The organism is Nocardia cyriacigeorgica, assembly GCF_010858045.1.
Classification (GTDB): Bacteria; Actinomycetota; Actinomycetes; order Mycobacteriales; family Mycobacteriaceae; genus Nocardia; species Nocardia cyriacigeorgica_E.
Map to the genome: position 1 here is coordinate 106631 of NZ_JAAGVC010000012.1, position 24488 is coordinate 131118.

Annotated in this window: 21 protein-coding genes; 13 read left to right on the forward strand and 8 right to left on the reverse strand. The window is 68.6% G+C overall.

Annotated features, from left to right (window positions below; translation table 11 throughout):
- Position 1 precedes the first annotated feature (1 nt).
- A complete protein-coding gene (locus GV790_RS14135) occupies positions 2 to 1093 on the forward strand; it encodes a serine hydrolase domain-containing protein (protein WP_280212781.1) in 1092 nt (363 codons plus the stop codon).
- Positions 1094 to 1186: 93 nt separating this feature from the next.
- Here GV790_RS14135 and GV790_RS14140 read toward each other — a convergent pair whose 3' ends face one another.
- Positions 1187 to 1366, reverse strand: coding sequence for a hypothetical protein (locus tag GV790_RS14140; RefSeq protein WP_036535955.1), 180 nt, complete (start codon positions 1364 to 1366; stop codon positions 1187 to 1189).
- A 231-nt stretch (positions 1367 to 1597) separates the two neighbouring features.
- Between GV790_RS14140 and GV790_RS14145 the strand changes: the two genes are divergently transcribed.
- From GV790_RS14145 to GV790_RS14165, 5 genes are all read left to right on the forward strand, one after another.
- The gene (locus tag GV790_RS14145) at positions 1598 to 2800 is read left to right on the forward strand and encodes an argininosuccinate synthase (protein ID WP_014350404.1); all 1203 of its coding nucleotides are present in this window, start codon (positions 1598 to 1600) and stop codon (positions 2798 to 2800) included.
- Between the two features lie 195 nt (positions 2801 to 2995).
- A complete protein-coding gene (gene argH / locus GV790_RS14150; protein ID WP_163813802.1) occupies positions 2996 to 4417 on the forward strand; it encodes an argininosuccinate lyase in 1422 nt (473 codons plus the stop codon).
- Positions 4418 to 4542: 125 nt separating this feature from the next.
- Entirely contained in the window at positions 4543 to 4866 is a 324-nt protein-coding gene (locus GV790_RS14155; protein WP_163813803.1) for a DMT family transporter, read from the forward strand.
- 265 nt (positions 4867 to 5131) lie between these two features.
- Positions 5132 to 6304 carry a PucR family transcriptional regulator gene (locus tag GV790_RS14160; protein ID WP_163813804.1) on the forward strand — a complete coding sequence of 391 codons (1173 nt, stop codon included), beginning with the start codon at positions 5132 to 5134 and terminating at the stop codon, positions 6302 to 6304.
- Positions 6305 to 6435: 131 nt separating this feature from the next.
- Entirely contained in the window at positions 6436 to 8049 is a 1614-nt protein-coding gene (locus GV790_RS14165) for an AMP-binding protein (protein WP_163813805.1), read from the forward strand.
- A 22-nt stretch (positions 8050 to 8071) separates the two neighbouring features.
- On the opposite strand, the gene idi is transcribed toward GV790_RS14165, so the two are convergent.
- A complete protein-coding gene (idi, locus tag GV790_RS14170; protein ID WP_280211616.1) occupies positions 8072 to 8629 on the reverse strand; it encodes an isopentenyl-diphosphate Delta-isomerase in 558 nt (185 codons plus the stop codon).
- A 163-nt stretch (positions 8630 to 8792) separates the two neighbouring features.
- Here idi and GV790_RS14175 point away from each other — a divergent pair, with 163 nt between their 5' ends.
- Positions 8793 to 11738, forward strand: coding sequence for an acyl-CoA synthetase (locus GV790_RS14175; protein WP_163813806.1), 2946 nt, complete (start codon positions 8793 to 8795; stop codon positions 11736 to 11738).
- Positions 11739 to 11776: 38 nt separating this feature from the next.
- On the opposite strand, the gene rffA is transcribed toward GV790_RS14175, so the two are convergent.
- Both rffA and GV790_RS14185 read right to left on the reverse strand, forming a co-directional pair.
- Positions 11777 to 12916 (reverse strand): dTDP-4-amino-4,6-dideoxygalactose transaminase, encoded by a 1140-nt coding sequence (rffA, locus tag GV790_RS14180; protein WP_163813807.1) that lies wholly within the window; start codon positions 12914 to 12916, stop codon positions 11777 to 11779.
- Entirely contained in the window at positions 12913 to 13911 is a 999-nt protein-coding gene (locus GV790_RS14185; protein ID WP_163813832.1) for a glycosyltransferase, read from the reverse strand. The genes rffA and GV790_RS14185 overlap by 4 nt, the downstream gene beginning before the upstream one ends.
- A gap of 255 nt (positions 13912 to 14166) precedes the next feature.
- Between GV790_RS14185 and GV790_RS14190 the strand changes: the two genes are divergently transcribed.
- The 3 genes from GV790_RS14190 to GV790_RS14200 are packed head-to-tail and all read left to right on the forward strand — an operon-like array spanning position 14167 to position 17356.
- Positions 14167 to 16437: a YfhO family protein gene (locus tag GV790_RS14190; RefSeq protein ID WP_163813808.1), complete on the forward strand. Its 2271-nt coding sequence runs from the start codon at positions 14167 to 14169 to the stop codon at positions 16435 to 16437.
- Entirely contained in the window at positions 16434 to 17117 is a 684-nt protein-coding gene (locus tag GV790_RS14195; RefSeq protein ID WP_280211622.1) for a GtrA family protein, read from the forward strand. The genes GV790_RS14190 and GV790_RS14195 overlap by 4 nt, the downstream gene beginning before the upstream one ends.
- A gap of 5 nt (positions 17118 to 17122) precedes the next feature.
- Positions 17123 to 17356, forward strand: a complete 234-nt coding sequence (locus tag GV790_RS14200; protein WP_163813809.1) for a Trm112 family protein — start codon at positions 17123 to 17125, stop codon at positions 17354 to 17356.
- Here the strand turns inward: GV790_RS14200 and GV790_RS14205 are convergent.
- The 4 genes from GV790_RS14205 to GV790_RS14220 all read right to left on the reverse strand — a co-directional run bounded on the left by GV790_RS14205 (position 17338) and on the right by GV790_RS14220 (position 21160).
- Positions 17338 to 18051 (reverse strand): TetR/AcrR family transcriptional regulator, encoded by a 714-nt coding sequence (locus tag GV790_RS14205; protein ID WP_163813810.1) that lies wholly within the window; start codon positions 18049 to 18051, stop codon positions 17338 to 17340. The two genes, GV790_RS14200 and GV790_RS14205, sit on opposite strands and share 19 nt — an antisense overlap.
- Positions 18048 to 18842 carry an ABC transporter permease gene (locus tag GV790_RS14210; RefSeq protein ID WP_163813811.1) on the reverse strand — a complete coding sequence of 265 codons (795 nt, stop codon included), beginning with the start codon at positions 18840 to 18842 and terminating at the stop codon, positions 18048 to 18050. Before GV790_RS14210 ends, GV790_RS14205 begins: the two co-directional genes overlap by 4 nt.
- Entirely contained in the window at positions 18839 to 19570 is a 732-nt protein-coding gene (locus tag GV790_RS14215) for an ABC transporter ATP-binding protein (protein ID WP_163813812.1), read from the reverse strand. Before GV790_RS14215 ends, GV790_RS14210 begins: the two co-directional genes overlap by 4 nt.
- Before the next feature lie 81 nt (positions 19571 to 19651).
- On the reverse strand, positions 19652 to 21160 hold the full coding sequence (locus tag GV790_RS14220) for a multicopper oxidase family protein (RefSeq protein WP_163813813.1): 1509 nt from the start codon (positions 21158 to 21160) through the stop codon (positions 19652 to 19654).
- 127 nt (positions 21161 to 21287) lie between these two features.
- Between GV790_RS14220 and GV790_RS14225 the strand changes: the two genes are divergently transcribed.
- The 3 genes from GV790_RS14225 (at position 21288) to tyrS (ending at position 24011) form a co-directional block, all read left to right on the forward strand.
- Positions 21288 to 21917: a DNA-3-methyladenine glycosylase gene (locus GV790_RS14225; RefSeq protein WP_175585894.1), complete on the forward strand. Its 630-nt coding sequence runs from the start codon at positions 21288 to 21290 to the stop codon at positions 21915 to 21917.
- 129 nt (positions 21918 to 22046) lie between these two features.
- Positions 22047 to 22478, forward strand: a complete 432-nt coding sequence (locus GV790_RS14230) for a DoxX family protein (RefSeq protein ID WP_163813815.1) — start codon at positions 22047 to 22049, stop codon at positions 22476 to 22478.
- 240 nt (positions 22479 to 22718) lie between these two features.
- Positions 22719 to 24011, forward strand: coding sequence for a tyrosine--tRNA ligase (gene tyrS, locus GV790_RS14235; RefSeq protein WP_163813816.1), 1293 nt, complete (start codon positions 22719 to 22721; stop codon positions 24009 to 24011).
- Positions 24012 to 24488 lie beyond the last annotated feature (477 nt).

Genomic DNA, 24488 nt, shown 5'->3' on the forward strand with positions numbered 1-24488 from the left:
TGTGAACACAGTTCTTCGACCCACACGGTGGCTCGCCGTTGCCGCGCTGATGATGACCTCGGCCCTGCTGGCGATCGTCACCTCCGGCATGGCCTTCGCCCGCGACGAGACGCTGCAGATCCTCGTCGACGCACCGACCGACGCAACCGCGACCGTGCTGACGGTGGACGGCACGGCCAGGACCGCCGGAACGCGCACCCCCGGCACGGAAGAGCCGGTCAGCGGATCCGAACATTTCCGGATCGGCAGCATCACCAAAACCTTCGTCGCGACCGTCGTCCTGCAATTGGTCGATGAGGGCCGGGTTGCGCTGGACGCGCCGATCGCGAAATACCTTCCCGGGACGGTGCGGGACGGCGATCGGATCACGGTGCGCCAGATCCTTCAGCACACCAGCGGAATTCCGGACTACATGAAAACGCCGGGATGGTCGACCAACCGCTGGCGTGGCGAGGACCGGTTCCGCGATTACCGCCCGGATCAACTCCTCCAGCAGGCCTTCACCCGGCCGCCGGACTTCGCTCCAGGAGCGAAGTTCCGTTACTCCAACAGCAATTACATCGTCGCGGGCCTGCTGATCGAGGCCGTCACCGGGCGGCCGTACGGCACCGAGATAGACCGGCGCATCCTGGGACCGCTGCATCTGGCCGGCACCTCACTACCCGGTTCGAATCCGCGTCTGCCCGAACCCGCGCTCCGCGCCGTCGCGGACCTCGACGGACGCCGCGTCGACGTCACCGAGCAGAACGAGTCCCTCGACTGGGCCGCGGGCGAGATGATCTCGACCCAGCCCGACCTGGCGACCTTCTTCGACGCGCTGCTCGGCGGCCGGCTGCTCTCCGAGCAGACCCTCGCCGAGATGCGCCGGACCGTCCCGATGGGATCCGGCTTCCACTACGGGCTCGGCCTCGAACGGTTCGACCTGGCCTGTGGCGGCCAGGTGTGGGGCCACGGCGGACAGCTGCTCGGCTACGTCACCTACGCCTACCGGCGCGACGACGGACGCACCTTCGGCCTGCTCGAGGTGTCGGGCTCCGACGACGGTTTCCTGCGATTCGCGGCGATGGCGACCGCGGTCTATTGCCCGCGCTGACAGCCGGGCGCCGGGTGTCGGCAGCGCGGACTGCGCGGTAGCGGCGGTGTGCGATCCGGCGCGGTGGCCTTCGGGCGCCGCGCCGCAGCACCGTCAGTAGTTGCGGCCCGGCGGGTACTCGGAGAAGAACTGCTGCAACAGCGGCGTCGCGACATCGAGCCCGTGCTTGGCGAGGCCGAGGGCGGCGTTGCCGAGGTTGATGACGACGAAACCGATGAGGTCGCGGTTCTGTTCGGCCAGGTCGCGGAGTGGTTCGATGATGTTGGTGAACATTGTGTCGGTCCTTCGGCATGGATGCGCATGGACACGGCCTACATTTCCACAGCGGCGAGGCGGGGCCAAGGCTCTTCGGGCAGAATCTGCGCAGGCAGCGGCCATCGCAACCCCGGTTGTGAATGAGATTGCATCATCATGCATAATCATTTGAGGCGCGAGCCGAACCGGCGACCAGCATGCTGCCCCGAGCAGCCGCGCAGACCCACACAGACTTAGGAGCACCAGATCATGTCCGATCGCGTCGTACTCGCCTACTCCGGTGGGCTGGACACCTCCGTGGCCATCAGCTGGATCGGCAAGGAGACCGGCGCCGAGGTCGTGGCCGTGGCCATCGACCTGGGGCAGGGCGGCGAGGACATGAACGTGGTGCGCCAGCGCGCCCTCGACTGCGGCGCCGTCGAGGCCATCGTGGTCGACGCCCGCGACGAGTTCGCCGACGACTACTGCCTGCCCACCATCCAGGCCAACGCGCTCTACATGGGCCGCTACCCGCTGGTGTCGGCGATCAGCCGCCCGCTCATCGTCAAGCATCTGGTGGAGGCGGCCAAGTTCCACGGCGCGAGCACCGTCGCGCACGGCTGCACCGGTAAGGGCAACGACCAGGTGCGTTTCGAGGTCGGCATCGGCGCGCTGGCGCCGGACCTGAACGTCATCGCGCCGGTCCGCGACTACGCCTGGACCCGGGAGAAGGCGATCGCGTTCGCCGAGGAGAACGCGCTGCCGATCAACGTCACCAAGAAGTCGCCGTTCTCCATCGACCAGAACGTGTGGGGTCGTGCCGTCGAGACCGGCTTCCTCGAGGATCTGTGGAACGCGCCGACCAAGGACGTCTACGACTACACCTCCGACCCGACGGTCAACTTCGAGGCCCCCGACGAGCTGATCGTCACCTTCGAACGCGGTGTGCCGGTCGCCATCGACGGCCGCCAGGTCAGCGTGCTCGAGGCCATCGTCGAGCTGAACAAGCGGGCGGGCCGCCAGGGCGTCGGCCGCCTCGACATGGTCGAGGACCGGCTCGTCGGCATCAAGAGCCGCGAGATCTACGAGGCGCCGGGCGCCATCGCCCTGATCGCCGCGCACCAGGAGCTGGAAGCGGTCACCATCGAGCGCGAGCTGGGCCGCTACAAGCGGCAGGTCGAGCAGCGCTGGGGCGAGCTGGTCTACGACGGCCTGTGGTTCTCCCCACTCAAGCGCGCGCTCGACGCCTTCGTCGGCGAGACCCAGGAGCACGTCTCCGGTGATATCCGGATGGTGCTGCACGGCGGCAACGTCGTCGTCAACGGCCGCCGCAGCGAGCAGTCGCTCTACGACTTCAACCTGGCCACCTACGACGAGGGCGATACCTTCGATCAGTCGCTGGCCAAGGGCTTCGTGCAGATCCACGGCCTGTCGTCCAAGGTGGCCGCGCGCCGCGATCTCAACCAGAAGTAGTCCTGTGACCGTGTGATGCCGGGCCCGCCGTCGGAGGACGGGGCCCGGCATCGCCGTGTCGGTCGCCGGATGCCCGGGCCCGCGCCCAGCGCGGGCGGGCGGTATCCGGCCGATTACCGTAGTGCTCGATGCGCCCGGGCGCCGGGCCGAACAGCGCCGTACACCCGAAACCAGATCCGAGGAGACACCCACACCATGACGCAGAGCGGTGCAACCAACGAAGGTGCGCTCTGGGGCGGCCGATTCGCGTCCGGGCCGGCCGAGGCGATGGCGGCGCTGAGCAAATCGACCCATTTCGACTGGGCGCTGGCTCCCTACGACATCCGCGCCTCCAAAGCACACGCCAAGGTGCTGCACAAGGCCGGGCTGCTCTCCGACGGCGATCTCGACGGCATGCTGGCCGCACTCGATCAGCTCGCCGCCGACGTGGCCTCGGGCGCGTTCGGCCCCGCCGAATCCGATGAGGACGTGCACGGCGCGCTCGAACGTGGACTCATCGAGCGCGCGGGCACCGAGCTGGGTGGCCGTCTGCGGGCCGGACGTTCCCGCAACGACCAGGTGGCGACGCTGTTCCGGATGTGGCTGCGCGATGCGGTACGCCGGATCGCGGCCGGGCTGCTCGAGGTGGTCGACGCCCTCGTCGCGCAGGCCGCCGCGCATCCGGACGCGGTGATGCCGGGCAAGACCCACCTGCAGGCCGCGCAGCCGGTGCTGCTGGCCCACCACCTGCTGGCGCACGCCCATCCGCTGCTGCGTGACATCGACCGGCTGCGTGATTTCGACAAGCGGGCCGCGGTCTCCCCGTACGGATCCGGGGCCCTCGCGGGTTCCTCGCTCGGCCTCGATCCCGAGCAGATCGCCGCCGACCTCGATTTCGATGCCGCGGCCGCGAACTCCATCGACGCCACCTCCGCCCGCGATTTCGCCGCCGAGGCCGCGTTCGTGCTCGCCATGATCGGGGTGGATCTGAGCCGGCTGGCCGAAGAGGTGATCATCTGGAGCACACCGGAATTCGGCTACATCACCCTCGCCGACGCGTGGTCCACCGGGTCGTCGATCATGCCGCAGAAGAAGAACCCGGACGTCTCCGAACTCACCCGCGGCAAGGCGGGCCGCCTGATCGGCAACCTGACCGGGCTGCTGGCCACCCTCAAGGCGCAGCCGCTGGCCTACAACCGCGATCTCCAGGAAGACAAGGAGCCGCTGTTCGACTCGGTGGCGCAGCTCGAACTGCTGCTTCCCGCCATCGCGGGCCTGGTCGCGACGCTGACCTTCCACACCGAGCGGATGGCCGAACTCGCGCCCGCCGGCTTCACCCTCGCCACCGATATCGCGGAATGGCTGGTACGCCAAGGGGTTCCGTTCCGCGTGGCGCATGAAGCCGCCGGTGCGTGCGTGCGTGCGGCCGAGGCTCGCGGCGTCGGTCTGGACGAATTGACCGACGAGGAGTTCGCCGCTGTCGATCCGGCGCTCACCCCGCAGGTGCGTGCGGTGCTGACGGTCGGCGGTTCGATCGCCTCACGTAATTCCCGCGGTGGTACGGCGGGCGTGCGTGTCGCCGAACAGCTGGACGAGGTGCGTGCCGCCGCGGCCGAAGCTCGCGCCTGGGTGTCCTGAATCCCGTTCGACAGCACTGCTCGCGGTGCGCGCGGCGGCTCATTGCTCGCCTGGCCGACAGCCGCTGTGCCCGAACGGTTTCGTGGCCCGGGGGAGGGGAGCGGGTCGTTCGCTAGTCTGCGGCCATGACCTTCCTCTTCCTTGCGCTGGCGATCGTGTCCGAGATCTCGGCGACGGTCTCGCTCAAACTGTCCGAGGGCTTCACCAAGCTGGTTCCGTCCGTGGTGGTCGTCATCGGGTACGGCGCGGCCTTCGCATTCCTGTCGCAAGCCCTGAAGCGGGGGATGGCGGTCGGTGTGGCCTACGGGATCTGGTCGGCTGTCGGGGTGGCGGCGGTAGCCGTCATCGGGGCGCTGTTCCTGGACGAGCGGCTGAGTCTGGTGCAGGTCGGAGGGATCGTGCTGGTGATCCTCGGCGTTGTGGCGCTGGAATTGGGTGGGGTGCACTGAGTTTCGGTTTCCGCGGGGCTTCGGTTTCCGCGAGCCGAATCAGGGCACCCAGCATTGTAAAAAATCTGCCTACGTAGATATGCGCATCACACTATGTTGCACACAGTTAGCCGGAATGAACCCGCCAGCTAGCCCCCGAAGCGTGCAAGGACGGGGAAGGGTCCCGGCCGTCCACCGCGACCGGCACCGATACGCTCCGCAGCACCGCGCCCACTCGTAGCATGGGCGCCCGGACGGACCCCGCGACGCAGCGAAGGAGTGCGCGATGCAGCCACACATCTCCGGTACCGCGCTGGCGATGCTGCACGATCGGGCGATCGCGGTGGTGGACCGGTTCGCCGCCGAGCTGCCGCTCTACGAGGGACTGCCGCAATCGTTGATCGAAGGCGATTTCCTGCACGGTTCGCGCTTGAACGTGGAGCTGTTCTTCGCCTACCTGCGCACCGGGCGGCTGCCCGACGAATCCGACACCGAGGAGATCGTGAATCTGGCGGTCGCGCGGGTGCGGGATGGGGCGCCGCTTGCGGAGGTGCTGAACAATTACCGGATCGGCGCGTCCGTGCTGCGTTCGCAGCTGGCGGAGTCGGGCTCGGCCGAGGATGTCGAGATCCTGCGGGAGGTCACCGAACCGCTGATTCAGTATCTGCTGACGGTGACCGGCCGGATCGCGGTGGCCGCCGCCGACGGTGCCCACGATCCCGGGTGGGAACAGCGGGAACGCTCGCGCGTGGTGGCCGACGCGTTGCTCGCCGGCACCGATCCGGGGGAGTGGCTGCCCGGTTCGCCGACGCCGATCGGCACGGCGTTTCACATCGTGGTGTTCCGGGTCGGTGACGGTGATCCGGCCGCGTTGACCGAGCTGCGCAATGCCATCGACGCGGCCGCGGGTTCATTCGTGCGGATGGACCGTCGCGGATGGACGGCGTTGCTGCCGTGGGACCCCGCCGTCGATGTGGAGGTGCCGTCGTCGCTGTCGGACCTCGTGCCGAAGTTCGCCGCACGCACCGATTGCGGATGGTGGGCAGGTGTCGCTCGGGCGGGCACCAGAGCCGAGATCCCGGCGGCGTTCGCGCAGGCTCGGGTGCTCGCCGAGGTCGGCCGCTGCCTGGAGCGACCGCAGCGGGTGTGCCTGCTGCGGGAGTTGCCCTTGGAATACACGCTGGCGCGCAGCGGTGCGGCGCGCGCCGACCTCGCCGCGGTGCTGAACCCGCTCGACGACCAGCCGCAACTGGCGCAGACCCTCGAGCTCTACCTCGACACCGATTTCAATCAACTCGCCACCGCGCGAGCGCTCTACGTGCACCGCAATACGGTCACCTACCGGCTCTCCCGCATCCACGAACTCACCGGGTTCGACCCGGCCTCGACCGCAGGCGCGGTGCAGCTGGCCGCCGCACGGATGGCCCGTCGCATCCACAGCGGCCACTTCACCGGATGACCCCACCGCATCCGATTGGTCGTATGCCCAATCGGATGCGGCGGTTTTCGAGTGATTGTCAATTGTCGCCGCACCCCGCGCTGCGTTGTGCTGAGTGGGTTCCCCGACCGGCGAGACGAGAGACCCCTGCGATGAAACGTTTGACCAGCGCCGTGCGGGCCGCTGCGGTGGCAGGCCGTCAGGTGGCGGTGCTCCAGCGGGCCGGGATCATCGATGTGCGCCATCCGCTGCGGATGGCGCGCACCGCCAAGGCCGTGCGCGAACTCGGTCCGATCGCCGGAGGGGTGCGATCGGCGGCGCGGACGACGCCGGACCGGGTGGCCCTGGTGGATGCGGCCGGTGCGATCGGTTACGGCGAACTCGACCGCTGGACCGACGCGATCGCCGCTCATTGGCTCGCCCGCGGTATCAGCACCGACAGCGTCGTCGCCGCACTCGGTCGCGATGATCGCGATCTGGTCGCCACCATGATCGCCGTCGCCAAGATCGGTGCGCGGCTGGTGTTGATGAATACCGGGTTCAGCGGCGCCCAGCTGGCGGAGGTCGCCGAACGGGAAGCGGTCACCGCCGTCGTCGGCTCCGGCGAGTTCGCCGATGTGGTGGCGGCGCTCCCGGATTCGGTGACCAGCCTCGACCTCGCGGCGCCGCCGGCCGGGGACGAGACGGTGACCGCACCGCCGGTCCCGGCCCGCGCCGGTGAATTCGTGCTGCTCACCGGCGGCACCACCGGGACGCCGAAGGGTGCGCCGCGCACCGTCAGGTCACCGCTGGCCGCAGCGCAATTCCTGGACCGGGTGCCGTGGCGCCGGGGTGCAACGATGCTGCTGTGCGCCCCGCTGTTCCACGGCACCGCGCTCTCGCAATTCATTCTCGCGCTCAATCTCGGCTGCACGATCGTGCTGCACGGCCGGTTCGATGCGCGGCGGGCGGTCGAGCAGATCGAACGGCACCGGTGCGACGGCGTGGTGCTGGTGCCGACCATGCTGCGGCGCATTCTCGACCTGGGTCCCGGCGAGCTGGCGAGGTTCGACACCGGTTCGGTGCGCGTCATCTTCACCGCAGGTGCCGCGCTGGCGCCTGCGCTCGGAAATCAGGCCATCGCGGTCTTCGGGCCGGTGATCTACAACTTCTACGGGTGCACCGAGACCGGCACCGCGACGATCGCCACGCCCGAGGATTGGCTCGCCGCCCCCGGCACGGTGGGCAAACCTCCGGTCGGCATCAGGGTCGCCCTCTACGACGAGCACGGGACCCGCATCGAGGGGCCAGGGCGGGTCGGCACCGTGTATGTCGGCAACGCCATCGCCTTCGCCGGGTACTCCGGCGGCGGGTCGAAGAAGACGATCGACGGCCTGATGAGTACCGGTGACCTGGGTCATTTCGACAGCGAGGGCAGGCTGTTCATCGACGGCCGCGACGACGACATGATCGTCTCCGGCGGCGAGAACGTCTTCCCCGGTGAGATCGAAGACCTGCTGTACGCGCATCCGGCGATCGCGGAGGCCGCGGTGATCGGGGTCGAGGACGCGGAGTTCGGTCAGCGGCTCGCGGCGTTCATCGTCCGGACCGGCGAGCTCGACGAGGCCGGCGTGCGTGCCTATGTGAAGGCGAACTCCGCGCGGTTCAAGGTGCCGCGGGACGTCGTATTCGTGGACGAGATCCCACGGACCACCACCGGTAAGACCGACCGGCGCGCGTTGGCCGGGATCGACAAGGCCCAACCCCCGGCCGCGACCGACGCATGATGACGCCCGCCGCGGAAGCCGATCAGCCGGCGGTACCCGAGCCTGTCGCGATCTCGAGGACCCCACCCAGCCACGGGCTGTAGTTGTCCGGGTCCGCCGCGAGCGCGATCCTGAGTTCCTCGGGGTCGACCCAGGCGTAATCGGCGACCTCGGCGGGATGCGGATGCGGTGTGCTGTCGAGGTGGCCGACCAGCACGTGATCCCATTCGTGCTCGACCCGCCCGGTGGCCGGGTCCTCGGCCTGGTAGCGGAACACGCCGGTCTCGCGGAGTTCGGCGCGCACCCCCATCTCCTCGATCAGCCGCACGCTCGCCGCCTCGGTGACCGAGCCACCCGGTGCGGGATGCCCGCAGCAGGTATTGGACCAGCGGCCGGGGAACCGGGTCTTGATGTGCGCGCGCTGTTGCAGCAGCACGCGTCCGGAGCGATCGAACAGCAGGACCGAGAACGCACGGTGCAACATGCCCGGCGCCCGGTGCGCCTGCGCCACCTGGCACGCGCCGACCGCGCGCCCGGCATCGTCGACCAGCTCGACGTCCATGGTCTCGCGGTCGATCCGCTGAGCGAGGGTTTCGGTCACCAACCCACCATATCGTCGGCATTTGCGCCGTCCTTGCGCGCGGCGGTCCATCATGGAACACGTCACAGCGGACACATGATCGAGGCGCGGTATGGGAAGCTCGTTCGAACACATCGGGGTGTGTGATGGGCGTCACGTTTCAGGGTAGGGCTGGGAGCGGATCGTGAAGTTGAGTGTGCAAGAGATGGCCGGATCGGTGCAGCGGCTGATGGCGACTGCGCAGAACGGTCTGGAGGTGATCCGTTTCGGCGGGCTGAGTCATGATGTGGAGTCCTCGCCGTTCGAGGTGGTCGAGCGACGCCGCATGTACCGGCTGCGCCATTACTTCCCCGACGACACCACGCCGGGGCGTCCGGTGGCGGTACTGGTGCCGCCGCTGATGGTCAATGCCGACATCTGGGACGTGAATGCGGAAGGCGGCGCCGTCGGCATTCTGCACAACGCCGGAATCGATTGCTGGGTGGTCGATTTCGGTTCGCCGGCGATCGAGGAGGGCGGCTGGGAACGTGATCTCGCCGATCACGTTCTCGCGGTGGACAGCGCCATCGACACCGTCTGCGAGGCCACCGGATCCGGCGTGCACCTGATGGGTTATTCGCAGGGTGGCATGTTCGCCTACCAGACCACCGCCTTCCGCTACGGCAAGGGCGTGTCCAGCATCGTGACCTTCGGCAGCCCGGTCGACATCGTCGCGGGCATGCCGTTCGGCCTGCCCTACGGCCTGGCCTCCGATGTGGCCGATTTCCTGGCCGACCACGTGGTGACCCGGCTGCCGATCACCGATTCGATGGTGCGCATCGGCTTCCAGATGCTCGATCCGGTGAAGACCGCGAAATCGCGGATCGACTTCCTGCGCCAGCTGCACGACCGGGAGGCGCTGCTGCCCAAGGAACGTCAGCGCCGGTTCCTCAACAGCGACGGCTGGGTCGGCTACGCGGGCCCGGCGGCGGCGGATCTGCTCAAGCAGTTCGTCGCGCACAATCGGATGATGCTGGGCGGATTCGTCATCCGCGATCAGCCGATCTCGCTCGCGGAACTGAAATGCCCGATCCTGGCCTTCGTCGGCGAGGTCGACGATATCGGCCAGCCCGCCGCCGTGCGCGGCATCGTCCGGGCCGCACCGAACGCCGAGGTGTACGAGGCGACCCTGCTGGCCGGGCATTTCGGGCTGGTCGCGGGCAGCGTCGCCACCAACCACACCTGGCCGATGGTCAAGGACTGGATCGGCTGGGTGGAGGGCAGCTCGGCGCTGCCCGAACAGATCACCCGGATGTCGGAGCACGTGGACAGCAAACGCCCACGCACCGCCGCCACCCGCGTGGTGCACACCGCGGCCGCGCTCGCCGAGGCGGGCACCGGGATGGGGCGCGCTCTCGAGGGCATCGCGGGCAATACCGTGCGTGGTTCGCTCGAGTTGGCCGGCGAAGCCGCGCGCGCCCTGCCCAGGCTCACCCGGCTCGGCATGATCCAGCCGCACACCCGCATCTCGCTCGGCAAACTCATGGCCGAACAGTGCAAGCGGGCGCCACTGCGCGAATGCTTCCTGTTCGACGATCGCGTGCACACCAACGCCGCCGTCGACGTGCGCATCGACAATGTGGTGCGCGGCCTGATCTCGGTGGGCATCCGGCCCGCCACCCGCGTCGGCGTGGTGATGGAGACCCGGCCCAGCGCGCTGGTCACGGTGGCCGCGCTGTCGCGGCTCGGCGCCGTCGCGGTGTTGCTCGCGCCCGGCAGTGAGTTGCGCGGTGCGCTCGAGCAGACCGGCACCAAGATCCTCATCTCCGATCCGGAGAATCTGCGGCACGCGGCCGCGACCGGGCATCGGGTGCTGGTCCTCGGCGGCGGTGACGCGCGCGGGCTCGATATCCCACTCGGCGATGACGTCATCGATCTGGAGCAGGTGGATCCGGCGAAGGTGCGGTTGCCCGCGTGGTACCGCCCGAACCCGGGGCTGGCACGGGAGCTGGCGTTCGTCCTGGTCACCGGCACGGGAGACCGGCTCGACATCAAATACATCACCAACCACCGGTGGGCGCTGTCGGCGTTCGGTACCGCGTCGGCGGCCGACCTCGACCGCCGCGACACCGTCTACTGCCTGGCGCCGCTGCATCATTCGTCGGGGCTGCTGGTGAGCCTGGGCGGTGCGATCGCAGGCGGTAGCCGGATCGCGCTGGCGCGGTCGCTGGACCCGGCGCGCTTCGCCGAGGAGGTGCACCGCTACGGCGTCACCGTGGTCACCTACACCTGGACGATGTTGCGCGACATCCTCGACGCGCAGGTCTTCCCGGCCGGACACCGGCATCCGATCCGGTTGTTCATCGGCTCGGGCATGCCCGCCGGACTGTGGCGGCGCACCACCGAGCAGTTCGCGCCCGCCCGGGTGCTGGAGTTCTACGCCTCCATCGAAGGCGATGTCGTGCTGGCGCATGTGTCGGGCAGCAAGCCCGGCTGCAAGGGCAGGCCGGTGCCGGGCACCGCGCGCGTGGAACTGGTGGCCTACGACCCGGTGACCGAGCAGATCGAGGTCGACGAATCCGGTTTCGCCCGGCGGTGCGCCGATAACGAGGTGGGTCTGCTCATCGGGTCGGCCTCCGAGGGCGTCGATCTCTCGCGCGGCGGCCTGCGCGGGGTGTTCACCGCTGGTGATTCATGGATGCCGACCGAGAATCTGTTCCGCCGCGACTCCGACGGCGATTACTGGTTGGTCGACCGGACCGATACGGTCATGCTCACTCCGCGCGGGCCGGTGTTCACCCAGCCGATCGTCGATGTGCTCAACGACATCACCGCCGTCGATATGGAGGTCGCCTACGGGCTGCCGGTGCGGGATCGCACGCTCGCGGTGGCTGCGGTCAGTGTGCGCGACGGATTCCGGTTGGAGCCCAAGGACGTCACCGAGGCGTTGCGCGCGCTCGATCCGCGGCAGCGCCCCGATCTGGTGTACGTGGTGGACGACATCCCGCGCAGCGCCTCCTACCGGCCGTCCACCCGTGCGGTGCAGGCGGCGGGGCGGCCGCAGCCGGGGCCGGGTACCTGGTGGTACGACGCGGGCACCGAGTCCTACGAGGTGCTGACGGAAACGGCGGCGCGCGAACTACTCGGCTGAGCTCGGCGAGCCCGGGGCCGCGGGGCGGTCCCGGGCGTTCAGGCGGTGAAGGCGGTCACCGCGTCGACCACCCGCTCGATCTGGGAATCCGCGAGCATCGGCCACAGCGGCAAACGCACGATGGTGGCGGAGAATTCGGCGCTGCGCGTGCACGGCACCGGCGTGCGGCCGTACTTCAGGCCCGCGGGGCTGGAATCCAGCGGCACGTAGTGGAACGGTGCGACGATGCCGCGCTCGGCCAGCTGCCCGATCATCGCGTCGCGGGCATCTTCGGTGGGCAGCCGCAGGTAGAACAGGTGCGCGGTGTGCTCGCGGTCGCCGGGTACCCGCATCAACCGGACGTCGTTGCGGCGCGCCCAGTCCGGCAGTGCCGCCGCGTAGGCATTCCACACGCGGTGGCGCCCGGCCTGGATGCGATCGAACTCGGCCAGCTGCGCATCCAGCACGGCGGCGTTGAGTTCGCTGGGCAGATAACTCGATCCGATGTCCTGCCAGGAGTATTTGTCCACCTGCCCGCGCAGGAACCTGGCCCGGTCGGTGCCCTTCTCCCGGATGATTTCCGCGCGGCCCATGAGGATCTCGTCCGAGAGCAGCAGCGCCCCGCCTTCGCCGCAGTGCACGTTCTTGGTGTCGTGGAAACTCTGCGTGCCGAGGGTGCCGATGGTGCCGAGCGCCCGGCCATGCCAGGTACCGCCGAGACCGTGTGCGTTGTCTTCGATGATTTCGAGCCCGTGCTGGGCGGCGATATCGAGCAGCGGCGCCATCTCCGCGGCGACTCCGCCGTAATGCATCACCAGCACCGCCTTGGTGCGGGCGGTGACGGCCGCGGCGACCGCCGCCGGATCGATATTGCCGGTCTCCGGGTCGATATCGACGAACACACAGGTCGCCCCGCGCAGGGCGATGGAGGTGGCGGCGGAGGTGAAGGCGAAGCTGGGGACGATCACCTCGTCGTCGGGGCCCAGTTCCAGCAGCAGCGCCGCCAATTCGAGCGCGTGCGTGCACGAGGTGGTCAGCAGTGCGTGCGGGCTGCCGGTGATGGCCTTGATCTTGGCGGTGGCGGCCTTGGTGAACCGGCCGTCGCCGTGGCTGTGGTCGGAGTCGAGGACAGCGCGCAGATTCTCCAGTTCGGCGCCGGCACGGTAGGGCCTGCTGAAGATGATGCGGTCGGCGTTCACGATGCGGCCCCCTCGCGGGCGTCGGCGGTGACCTCGTCGCGGCGCGGCGGCGGGGAGGCGACGGTCAGATATAACGGCTTGCCCACCAGGATATGGAGTGCGACACCGAGATATTCGGCGATCAAACCGAGCGAGAACAGCACCGCACCCGAGCACAACAGCAGCACGACGATGATCGAGGCCCAGCCTTCTGGATCATTGTTGTCGCTGGTCAGGGCGGTGTAGATGATGACGGCGGCGAGAATTCCGCCGGCCAGCGCGAGCGTGATCCCGAGCAGGCTCACCAACCGCAGTCCGCGGGTGCCGGTGCACAGCACCATCTTCCAGAACAGCGAGAACAGCCGCCGATAGTTGTAGCCGGATTCTTCGCGGCCTTCCGCGCGCAACGTCACCGGCACCGTCACCGTGGTGCCGACCACCCAGGTCAGCGCGACATCGAGGTAGACGCCGTTGGCGGCGACGTCGGCGAGCTGTCTGCCGATATCGCCGCGGATCAGCCGGAAGCTTTCGAACCGGGTCGAATCGGGGAAAGCGAACACCGTCGCCAGCACGATCTTCGCGCCACGCGAGGTGAGATTGCGCAGGAAGCCGTGCGGGCGGGTGTTGGTGGGCTTGGAGTAGACCAGGTCGGCGCGGCCGGCCAGGGCGGCGTCGAGGAACGCGGCGATGCAGGCCGGATCGTGCTGGCCGTCCTCGTCCATGGTGACGATCCATTCGCCGCGCGCGGCCGACATTCCGGCGATGGTCGCCGCGTCCTGGCCGAAGTTGCGGCTCAACCACACCACCCGCACCTGCGGGTACTCGCGGCGCAACTGTTCGAGGACCACGTCGGAGCGGTCGGGACCGTGGTCGTGCACCAGCACGATGTCGTCGACGACGAACGCGATGCCGTCGGGAGTGAGCGTCGGCCGCGACAACTGGTCGAGTTCACGCACCAGCGCGGCGATGGTGTGTTCGCCCCGGTACACCGGGACCACGACCGACACCGAACGCACGGCGGCGGAACCATTGGCCGAATCCAACTCCCGAGCCGACGCGGCGGTATCCGGAGCTGACGCCGGCGGCTGCGAAGGAACCGGCTGGGAAGGAATCGGCATTGGCGAGATCGACTTTCGATGACGGTGCACGTGCCGGTACTCGTCACGGATGGGTGAGCCCGAGCCGCCGTGAACAATAACACGGGGTCGCGGCCGCGCCGCCGACCCGATTCGCCGGTGCGTCATCGGGTCCGCGACCGGCCGATGCGGGGCATGTATGGTCTGGAACTCGTGGTGGAAAGTCGAGCCGGTACCCGGTCGGACGTGTTCAGGTGGGGCATCATCACCGCGGCCGGGGTGGTCGTGGCGTATCTGGCGGTGCTGGCCGCCAACGTCCGGCATTTCTACACCGACGACACCGAATCCCAGTACGCCCCGCTGTGGGTGATGACCGGCCGCTACCTGCGCGAAGGCCGTTTCCCGGCGATGGTGCCCGAACACTGGCTGGCCGGCAACTACACCATCGAGGAAGCGGGGCTGCTCAATCCGCCGCAGCTGCTGATCGATCTGATCGCGCCCTCGGTACCCGATATCGGGCTCTACGCCACGATCGTCAAGCTGATCTTCGCGGTGATCCTCGGTCTCGGCGTGTACCGCGTCGCCCTGGCCTACGGCGCCGGCCCGGCTTGGTCCGCGGTGGCGGGCGTGTCGTTTCCGTTCACCGGTTTCCTCCTGTTCTTCGATGCCGCCAGCTGGATGACCGCGTTCACCGGCACGGCGTGGCTGGTGCATGCCTGGGCGTCAGGGGTGCGGTACGCGCGCGGGCGCGGCGGCCCGATCCCGGTATTCGTGTTCTTGTACCTGGCGATCTCGGTGCAGTACATCTTCCCGGCGGTGGAGGCGGGGGTGGTGATCGCCGCGGTGGTCGTCGGCGAGGTGATCTACCAGCGGCGCTGGGGCCCGTCGCTGCGGCTCGCGGTGGTCGCGGGCTGTGCGGCGCTGGCCGGTCTGGCGACCTATCTGCCGAGCCTGTTGACCGCCGACGTCACCTGGCGCGGCGCCGACGAGATCAAGAACGACCCGTTCCTGACGGTGCCGTGGTCGGAATCGCTGAACGCCAGCCTGCCGAGCACCCTGCCCGCGTTCACCTCGTGGTGGGGTTTCGTGCAGCCGCTGCCGATGGTTTACATCGCCTGGTTCCTGATTCCGGCGCTGGCGTTCATCGATTGGCGTCGCGCGGCCGGTGCGGCAAGGGAACTGAGTGCCGTCGGCGTTGTCACCGTGGCCGCGCTGCTGTGGACCGCGGGGCCGGGTACGATGGGTCCGCTGCGCTGGCCGGCGCGGGTGCTGCCGATGGTGGCGCTCGGCCTGCTGCTGCTGGTGTGCGTGCTGCTGGGCCGCTACGGCACCACCGCGGGATGGCGTCGACGCGGGATCGGCGCCGGGCTGCTGATCGGCGTGCTGTTGCTGCGCTCGCTGGCGGCGGCGCCATCGGAGGCGGTGTGGCATATCGTCTCGGCGCTCGGGGTCGCCACCCTCGGCGCTGCCGTGGTCTGGCTCGGCCGCACCCGCGGCACCGCCCTGGCCTGCGCGCTCAGCATCATCGCGGTCGCGCCCATCGCCTATCTCCAGGTGCGGGCCGCGCAGCCCACACCGATGAGCTGGAACCTGCCGGCCGACCGGGACGAGGCGAAAGCGGCCTTCCCCGACTTCGCTGGCACCACACTGCAACTGGGTGAGCGCGGGCTGATCCAGCCCGGCCAGAACACCCTCGACGGCGCCTACGGTTCGCTCGTCTTCGGCAATTACGCCAAGGATCTGGAACTGACCTACGTCGGCGGCTACACCCCGAACGGGCACTTCTACTTCGGTGAACTGCTGTGCATGCGCTGGGACACCAGCGTCTGCCCGGATGCCTACCGCCGCGCCTTCGCCACCGAACCCGACACCGGCCGCACCTTCGTCGACCTGATGAAGATCGATCGAGTCGTGTTGCAGCGCGCCCTGTTCCCCGACGCGCGCTCGCAGCCCGCGCCCACCGGCTGGACGTGGGTCGACTACCCGGGCCACGAGGATTACATCTGGGTGCTCGAACGCGAGAACGGGCCCGTCTCCACCGTCAACGGCCGCATCGCCCACACCGACGGCGTCACCGCCACCTCGCTCGGTGAAACCGATCTGACCAGCCGGGTCCGGGTCGACTCCGCTGACGGCGGCAAGGTCGTGTTCGCGCGGCTCGGCTGGCCCGGCTATCGCGCGAGCCTCGACGGCCGCGATGTGCCGATCAGCGTCGTCGCGAAAACGTTCGTCGCGGTGCAGATCCCGCCGGGCACCCAGGGCGCGGAACTGGTGCTGAGCTGGCGTCCGCCGGGCTGGAAGATCGGCGGCGCGGCCATTGTCGCCGGGCTGCTCGGGCTCGCCGTCATGGAGTGGGCCTACCTGCGTGGACGCCGCCGTGACAACGAAGAACCGGCCGAGGGCCTTCCGGCAGAACCAGAAGCACCCGAACCCGACCGACCCGACCTCGTGGAAGCCCGCCCGTGAGTGGCGTCCCGACCCGGCCGGATCCGCATCAGCCGGGCCGGGTGCACAACGGCGGGATACCGGGGTTCGGCACCGCGGAGCCGGCGCCGGCCGCGCCGCAGCCCTCAGCGCCCAGGAGACAACTGGCCGCCGACACCGCCGACGGACGCGCCCGGGATGCGGGCGCCGTCGAGCCCGGCTCTGGCGCGTCGAGTGATCGGGCACCGGACCACTTGCCGGGCACCGCGAACACCGGTCGAACGCCGGAGGCAGACGGCATCGTGCCGGCCGATCAGGGCCCGCTGCTGCGCCTGGTCCGCCGTCAGGAGCTGGCCTTCGCCGTGGTCGGCGCGTTCAATACGCTGCTCGGCATCGTGCTCACCGTCGCCTGGCTGGCGATTCTCGGCGATGGGGTGCCGCCCTCGGTGGCCGTTGTCGCGGCCTATTGCCTCAGCGTCGTCGTCGCCTTCGTGCTGCACCGGACGCTGGTCTTCCGGGTGCGCGGGCGGCTGCTGCGCGATTTCCTCGCCTTCGTCGCGGTCAATTCCGGTGGGCTGCTGATGAACGTGGTGCTGCTCGAACTGGCCGTGACGGTGCTCGGATTCCCGGAGAAACCGGCCGCGGTGGTGGTGATGGGATTCGTTGCGGTGGTGAGCTTCTTCGGCCACCGTCATATCTCGTTCCGGCGGCGGGTAGGTTAGCCCTCATGCCGGAGGAAACCACCGTCGACCCCACCCTGCTCAGCCTGCTCGCCTGCCCGCAGGACAAGGGTCCGCTGCATCTGGTGCGCACGGGTGAGGGCGCGAGCGTGCTCTACAACCCGCGCCTGCGCCGCGCCTACCCGATCGACAACGGCATCCCGGTGCTGCTCATCGACGAGGCCCGCGACGTCGATGACGCCGAGCACGAGAAGTTCAGCGCTCAGTTCGCCGAATCCTGAATCCCGGGCGCACCGACGGCCGGACGATCGGCGCCGAGCTCCCCGGTGAGATAGCGCTGCACCGTCGGCCCCACCAGGGCAACCAACTCGGGCAGCGGCATCGTCGCTATCGGTTCCAGCATCGCGATCTTGCGTGCGACCAGAATCCCGACCATCTGTGACGCGGCGAGATTCGCCCGCACCCTGCCGTCGTCGTCGGGAGTCGCGATCCGGGCACGGATGCGCTCGAGGATGACCTCCATGAGGAAGGTGCGGGTGAGCTCCGGCCCGCTGCCACCGAGGAAGCTGCGCACCACCGCGATGACGCCGGCCCCGGCCGGGGAATCCCAGATCCCCACCGCGGTCCGCACCAGGGAGTCGCCGAGCTGATCCAGCGGCGTGTCGTCCATGGCACGCAGAATGATCTCGGGATCGACCGGGAACTGCACCACCGCGGCGAACAATTGCTGTTTGGTGCCGAAATAGTGATGGACCAGCGCCGGATCGACGCCGGCGTCGGCGGCGATCGCCCGGATCGAGGTCTTGTCGAATCCGGTGTCGGCAAAGCGCGCGCGGGCCGCCTCGAGGATGGCCTGCTTCGCGCCGGATCGGCCCGGCCTGCGTCCGGTCCGCGTCGTGTTGGCTGTCCCGCGCGTATCGGCGGGACGCTCGCGGCGCGTTCGCGCGGCACCACTTCCTGGTGTCGCCGCGCTCACGGGGTACGCCGCCGCAGTGTCGCCGCTCCGAGAATCAATGCCACCACCGCGAATCCGGCCACGATCGCCAGATCCCGCCACATCGCGCCGGTGGGTTCGGGGTGGACCGACACCTGCTGCAACGCGTCGACCGCATAGCTGAGCGGCATCACATTGCTGATCGCCTCCAGCCAGCCCGGCAGCTGATCGCGCGGCACCAGCAGCCCGCACAGGAAGATCTGCGGCGCCACCACCACCGGCATGAACTGCACCGCCTGGAATTCCGTGCGAGCGAACGCGCTGGCCAGCAGCCCGAGCGCGACCCCGAGCACCGCGTCGAGCACCGCGATCAGCACCACCCAGCCGGGGCTGCCCGCCGCGTCGAGTCCGAGCAACCCGAACGACACCAGGCAGGCCGTCACCGCTTGCGCCGCGGCCGCCGAGGAGAACGCGGTGCCGTAACCGCCGAGTAGATCGAGTTTCGACAGCGGGGTAGTGAGCAGCCGCTCCAGCGTGCCCGAGGTGCGTTCGCGCTGCATGGCGATCGCGGTGATCAGGAACATCACGATGAACGGCAGGATGCCGAGCATGCTGATGCCGACCCGGTCGAACAGCGTGGTGGCTTGGTTCGGCGCCTTCGGGGTGTCTTTGTAGATGAAGTACAGCAACGTCATCAGCAGGGCGGGTACGACGAGGATCATCGCCACCGTGCGGTGGTCGTTGCGCAGTTGCCGCAGAATGCGGGTGGTGGTCGCCAGGTACGGGCGCAGCGTCTTCCGGCGGGCCGGGACGCGGTCGACGACGGTGCTCATGCTGTCTTTCCCATCGTGATCAGGCTCAGGAAGGCCTGTTCGAGATTTTGTTCGCCGGTGTCGGCCCGCAGTTCGTCCGGACTGAGCTGGGCCAGCAGGTTGCCCTCGCGCATGAGCAACAGCCGATCGCAATGCTCGGCCTCGTCCATGACGTGGCTGGACACCAGCAGGGTGGTGCCGCCCGCGGCCAGCTCACGGAACTGCTTCCACAGGTCGACCCGCAACACCGGATCCAGCCCGACGGTCGGTTCGTCGAGCACGAGCAGTTCCGGCGCGGCCACCAATGCGCAGGCCAGCGAAGCGCGGGTGCGTTGCCCACCGGACAGTTCGTCGCCGCGTTGATACTGGTGGTCCAGCAGGCCAACCGCCCCGAGCGCTTCGTCGATATCGCCGCGATCGGCGCCGTACAGCGCGGCGAAGTAGGCGACGTTATCGCGCACGCTGATATCGGAATAGATGCTCGGCGATTGGGTGACGTACCCGATGCGCTTGCGCAACGCGGCCGATCCGGCGGGCAGGCCGAGCGCCTTGATGTCACCGGCGGCGACGATCTGGGTGCCGACGATGCTGCGCATCAGCGTGGTCTTCCCGCATCCCGACGGCCCGAGCAGCCCGGTGATCGACCCGCGCGGAATGGTGAGTGACACGTTGTGCAGCACGTCGCGTCCGCCGCGGCGAACGGTGAGGCCGTCTACTTCGACGGCAGGCGATGACGGGATCTGCGACATGGCCGCCTCAATTCATCGAGTGTTGAATTCACTATGTGATGAATTCTGCGCCGCTGCTCGCGCAAGCGCAATGGGCGCCGGTCAATGCCCGTGCACCGGCGGCGTGCCGGCCACACCACCCGGCTCCACGACGACGAACTGGCCCATCATTCCGGTGTCCTCATGCCAGAGCAGATGGCAGTGATACATGTACGGTGTCTCCGGGTCGGCCGGTCCGTCGAAGCGCAAGGCCAGCCGCACCGAACCACCCGGCGGCAGGAACACGGTGTCCTTGGGACCCGACAGGTCCACCGGCGGCGGCGCCCCGTCGCGTTCGAGCACCCGGAACTGCACATCGTGGACGTGGAAGTTGTGCGGCATCCCGTCGATATTGCGGATCGTCCAGATCTCGGTGCTGCCGCGCGTCACCGCGAAATCGACGCGGTCCATCGCCATCGCCTGTCCGTTGATGGAACCGAAACTGAGGTCGAACGCACGCTCGGTTGCACCCGCCACGTCGATTCGGCCGGGCGGCATGAGGGTGGCCGGCAGTGGGGGTGAGGGCCGCAAGGTGGCGGCAGCCCGGAATTCCATGAGGTCGAACGTGTCGTCGCCGCCGCTGAAGCGCTGGGTCCAGAAACTCAGGCCGGCATCGAGCGGATAGCTGCGCAGGACGGCGGACGCGCCCGGCTCGAATCGGACGACGATCTCGGCCCGCTCACCCGGCGACAGCCGGATCCGGTTCAGCTCGGCCGGCCGTTCCAGCAGCCCGCCGTCGGTACCGATGAGCGCGAATGGGCGATCGTCGGAGAAACCGAAAGTGTAGGTGCGCGCGGTGGAGGCGTTGAGCAGGCGAAGCCGCACCAGCTCGTCGCCGACCACGCGGTACGGCGTGAGCGAGCCGTTGACCATGGTCTGATCTCCCAGAAACCCCACGTCACGGAACATCGCGTGGCTGCCGTCGAACTCGTCGCCGCGGAATTTCACGTCCTGGACGATGATCGGCAGGTCGTCCACACCATAGGTGCGCGGCAGCGTCGCGGTGGCCGCCGGGTCGTCGAGGATGAACATGCCTGCCAGTCCGCGCCGCACATGCGATTCTGTTTCACCGTGCGGATGCGGGTGGTACCACAGTGTCGCCGCTGGTTGATCGACCGTCCACTGCGGCGTCCATTCGGCGCCGGGCGCGACCATCTGATGCGGGCCGCCGTCCATCGCCGCGGGCAGATGCATGCCGTGCCAGTGCACTGTCGACGCATCCGGCAGCGCATTGCGCACCCGGACCCGCACTGTCTCACCGCGCGCCGCACGCAACGTGGGGCCGAGGTAGTCGCCGTTGAATCCCCAGGTCTCGGTGAAGCGGCCCGGCCGGAACTCCGTGCGACCGGCCTGCATCTGCAGGTCGAACACACGGGCGCCGTCGGCCGCGATCCGGGAATCGGCCAACGGCGGGATCGGCAACTCGTCGGTGAAGTCCACGCTGCCGACCGTCGAGACATCGGCCCGCTGATACACGAGCGTGACGCCGCCTCCTATGGCGAGTGCCGCGACCGAGAGTGCCGAAACGACGGTGATGATCAGACGGCGCACCGCCCGCGACCTGCGAAACATAATCTGACGCTAGGGATTACCCGCCGGTCGGCACATCCGGGAACGTCCCTGACAGCGGCCCCGTTTCCACCCTGACGCGACCCCGACATCGGGTCTGTGCGCGAGCCGATTCCACTCGGCTGGGAGAATCCGAGGGGTGAGTGCCGAGGAACTTGCCGTCGAACCGCTGGCGGCCGCGCGTCGAGTGCTCGGCGCGACGCTGTGGTCGGGCCCGGTGGGCGTGCGCATTGTCGAGGTCGAAGCGTACGGGGGTGATCCGGCGGGGCCGTGGCACGATCCGGCAGCGCACTCCGGGCGGGGCCGCACCCCGCGCAATGCCGTGATGTTCGGCCCGCCGGGCGTGCTGTATGTCTATCTCAGCTACGGCATGCACACCTGCGTCAACGTCACCAGCGGCCCCGACGGTGTGGCCAGCGCCGTGCTGATCCGCTCCGGTGAGGTGGTCGCCGGCGAGGACGTGGCCCGCACCCGCCGCGCCGCCGCCCGCAACGGGCACGACCTCGCGCGTGGGCCAGGGAATCTCGGCAGCGCACTCGGAATCACCTTGGACGACTACGGAACCCGGTTGTTCGACCCGGAATCGCCGATCCGGCTCGAGCTCGGCCCGGCGCTGGATCCGGCCGCGATCGCCGTCGGCCCGAGAGTCGGTGTGAGCCTGGCCGCCGACCGCCCGTGGCGATTGTGGCTACCCGATTCCCCTGCGGTTTCGGCCTATCGGCGCAGTCCGCGCGCTCCCCGCGCGGAACGCAGTGCCTGACCTCGGACAACACACGGCGAGAGGGCCGGAAAAAAATTTCTCGGCCGATGCGATGAATTCCGCGAGAGGTCCCCGTCTTCTCTGGTGAACGCGCTACCAACCCGGCGCGCACGACCAGAAGGAAACGACATGACCGCCAACATCGCCACCACCGCCCCCGCCGTCGCCCACCGCCCCGGCACCATTCGCAACCGCGTCCTGTGGACCTTGCAGATCGTGCTCGGCCTGTTCTTCATCATCGCCTCCGGCGGCCCGAAGCTCGTGATGCCGCAGTCGCTGGTGGACAACGCCCCGGAGAACCTGACCATCCCGATCGGACTGCTGATCTTCATCGGCGTGGTCGAGGTCGCCGGTGGTATCGGGCTGATGGTGCCGAAGCTGAGCGCCCTGGCCGCCGCGGGCCTGTCCGTGCTCACCGTGCTGGCCGCCGCCACCCAGGCCTTCATCGCCGACGCTCCCGAGATGTCGATCTTCCCGCTGGTGCTGGCCGCGATCTTCGCCTGGATCGCCTATGAGCGCCGCGCCACCATCGCCGACCTGCGCACCGCAGTCTCGCGATGACCCGACCCTGAGCACGACCGGCGATCGGTAACCACCGATCGCCGTGTCGTGCTTTCGGCGATCGATCATGTGTCGGGTTGGCGCTGATCGGTCCGACGGCCATCTGGTCGCGATGCCCTCGGGCGTCGTACCAGGTGGCCGTCGCCGTCCCGGTCGCTTCGCCGAGTGACGCGCAGGTCACGGATTTGCCCCGGGACCTGCGCATCGGTGCTGGACCGCCGTACGGAAAGATGAGACGGCGTGAGCGGCCACATCATCGACGAACTGACCTGGCGCGGCTTGATCGCGCAGTCCACCGACCTCGACGCCCTGCGCGCCGCGCTGGCCGAGGGCCCGCAGAGCCTGTACGCGGGGTTCGACCCCACCGCGGCCAGCCTGCACGCCGGTCATCTAGTGCCGCTGCTGGCGTTGAAGCGTTTCCAGCGGGCCGGTCATCGGCCGATCGTGCTGGCCGGCGGCGCCACCGGGCTCATCGGTGATCCGCGTGACGTGGGCGAACGCACGATGAACTCCGCCGACACCGTCGCCGAATGGGCCGGGCGCATCCGCTCGCAGCTCGAACGTTTCGTCGACATCGACGATTCGCCGACCGGCGCGATGATCGTCAACAACATGGACTGGACCGGTCAGCTCTCGGCCGTGAACTTCCTGCGCGATATCGGCAAGCACTTCTCGGTCAACGTCATGCTCGCCCGCGACACCGTCAAACGCAGGCTCGACGGTGAGGGCATCTCCTACACCGAGTTCAGCTACATGCTGTTGCAGGCCAACGACTACCTACAGCTGCGCCGCAACCATGGCTGTGTGCTGCAAGTCGGCGGCTCGGACCAGTGGGGCAACATCATCGCGGGTGTCGAGCTCAACCGCCGCGTCGACGGCGCGCACGTGCACGCCCTCACCGTCCCGCTGGTGACCTCGGCCGACGGTAAGAAGTTCGGCAAGTCCACCGGCGGCGGCAGCCTGTGGCTCGATCCGGAGATGACCAGCCCCTACGCCTGGTACCAGTACTTCGTGAACACCGCCGACGCCGACGTCATCCGCTACCTGCGCTGGTTCACCTTCCTCGACCGCGAGGAACTGGCCGAGCTGGAACAGGCCACCGCCGAACGTCCGCATGCCAGGGAAGCGCAGCGCCGGCTGGCCGCCGAGATGACCGACCTGGTGCACGGCCCCGAGCACACCCGCTCGGTGCAGCTGGCCAGCCAGGCCCTGTTCGGTCGTGCCGACCTGCGCGAACTCGACGAACCGACCCTCGCGGCGGCGCTGCGCGAGGCCGCCGTCGACGGCACCGTCGCCGAGGTCGTCCCCGGCCAGCCGAACACGATCGTCGACCTGCTGGTGGCCTCCGGACTGTGCGAAAGCCGCGGTGCGGCCCGCCGCGCGGTGAACGAGGGCGGCGCCTCGGTGAACAACGAGCGCGTCACCGATATCGAGTGGACCCCCGAAGCGGGGGACTACCTGCACGAACGGTGGCTGGTGTTGCGTCGTGGCAAGCGCAACTTCGCCGGCGTACTGCGGGCGGCCGGAAATTGATCTTGGTGGCCTGAGTCACATCCATGTGATTCAGGCCGTTTTCCGGCCCATTCGCACGCCCCTGACCTGCATGAACAGCCCGCTGACGTGGCGATTTGACGTGGTGTTCTCCGCCGCGTAACTTATTCAACGTCAGAGCGACACGGACACCGACCCGGAGCCCACAGGGCCTGGGAAACGAGGTAGGACGAGGAGCGCCTGACGAAGCAGGTCCAGCCGGTGTTTGACTCCGAGTCATGGACTGGCTAAGATAGAAAAGTTGCCTCACAGAAGCCCCAGCTAGAACCTGGAGCGGATGTGTGTGCGCCTGTTCTTTGAGAACTCAATAGTGTGTCGATGAATGTCAGTGCCAATAATTTATTGGTTCCGGCCTCGCATACCCCCGTGTGTTGGGGTCGGACATTTAGTCAGCAAATCTTTTTGCTGGCGTTTTGTTTTGCCAAGGTTTTCGGACTCTGGTTAATTCTTCTGATTGCA

Coding starts and splice junctions, on each gene's coding strand:
- GV790_RS14140 (WP_036535955.1), bottom strand. CDS start 1,366: ATGTTCACCAACATCATCGAACCACTCCGCGACCTGGCCGAACAGAAC.
- GV790_RS14160 (WP_163813804.1), top strand. CDS start 5,132: ATGCAGCCACACATCTCCGGTACCGCGCTGGCGATGCTGCACGATCGG.
- GV790_RS14200 (WP_163813809.1), top strand. CDS start 17,123: ATGCCGGAGGAAACCACCGTCGACCCCACCCTGCTCAGCCTGCTCGCC.
- GV790_RS14190 (WP_163813808.1), top strand. CDS start 14,167: ATGTATGGTCTGGAACTCGTGGTGGAAAGTCGAGCCGGTACCCGGTCG.
- GV790_RS14215 (WP_163813812.1), bottom strand. CDS start 19,570: ATGTCGCAGATCCCGTCATCGCCTGCCGTCGAAGTAGACGGCCTCACC.
- GV790_RS14145 (WP_014350404.1), top strand. CDS start 1,598: ATGTCCGATCGCGTCGTACTCGCCTACTCCGGTGGGCTGGACACCTCC.
- GV790_RS14165 (WP_163813805.1), top strand. CDS start 6,436: ATGAAACGTTTGACCAGCGCCGTGCGGGCCGCTGCGGTGGCAGGCCGT.
- GV790_RS14210 (WP_163813811.1), bottom strand. CDS start 18,842: ATGAGCACCGTCGTCGACCGCGTCCCGGCCCGCCGGAAGACGCTGCGC.
- GV790_RS14220 (WP_163813813.1), bottom strand. CDS start 21,160: ATGTTTCGCAGGTCGCGGGCGGTGCGCCGTCTGATCATCACCGTCGTT.
- GV790_RS14230 (WP_163813815.1), top strand. CDS start 22,047: ATGACCGCCAACATCGCCACCACCGCCCCCGCCGTCGCCCACCGCCCC.
- argH (WP_163813802.1), top strand. CDS start 2,996: ATGACGCAGAGCGGTGCAACCAACGAAGGTGCGCTCTGGGGCGGCCGA.
- GV790_RS14155 (WP_163813803.1), top strand. CDS start 4,543: ATGACCTTCCTCTTCCTTGCGCTGGCGATCGTGTCCGAGATCTCGGCG.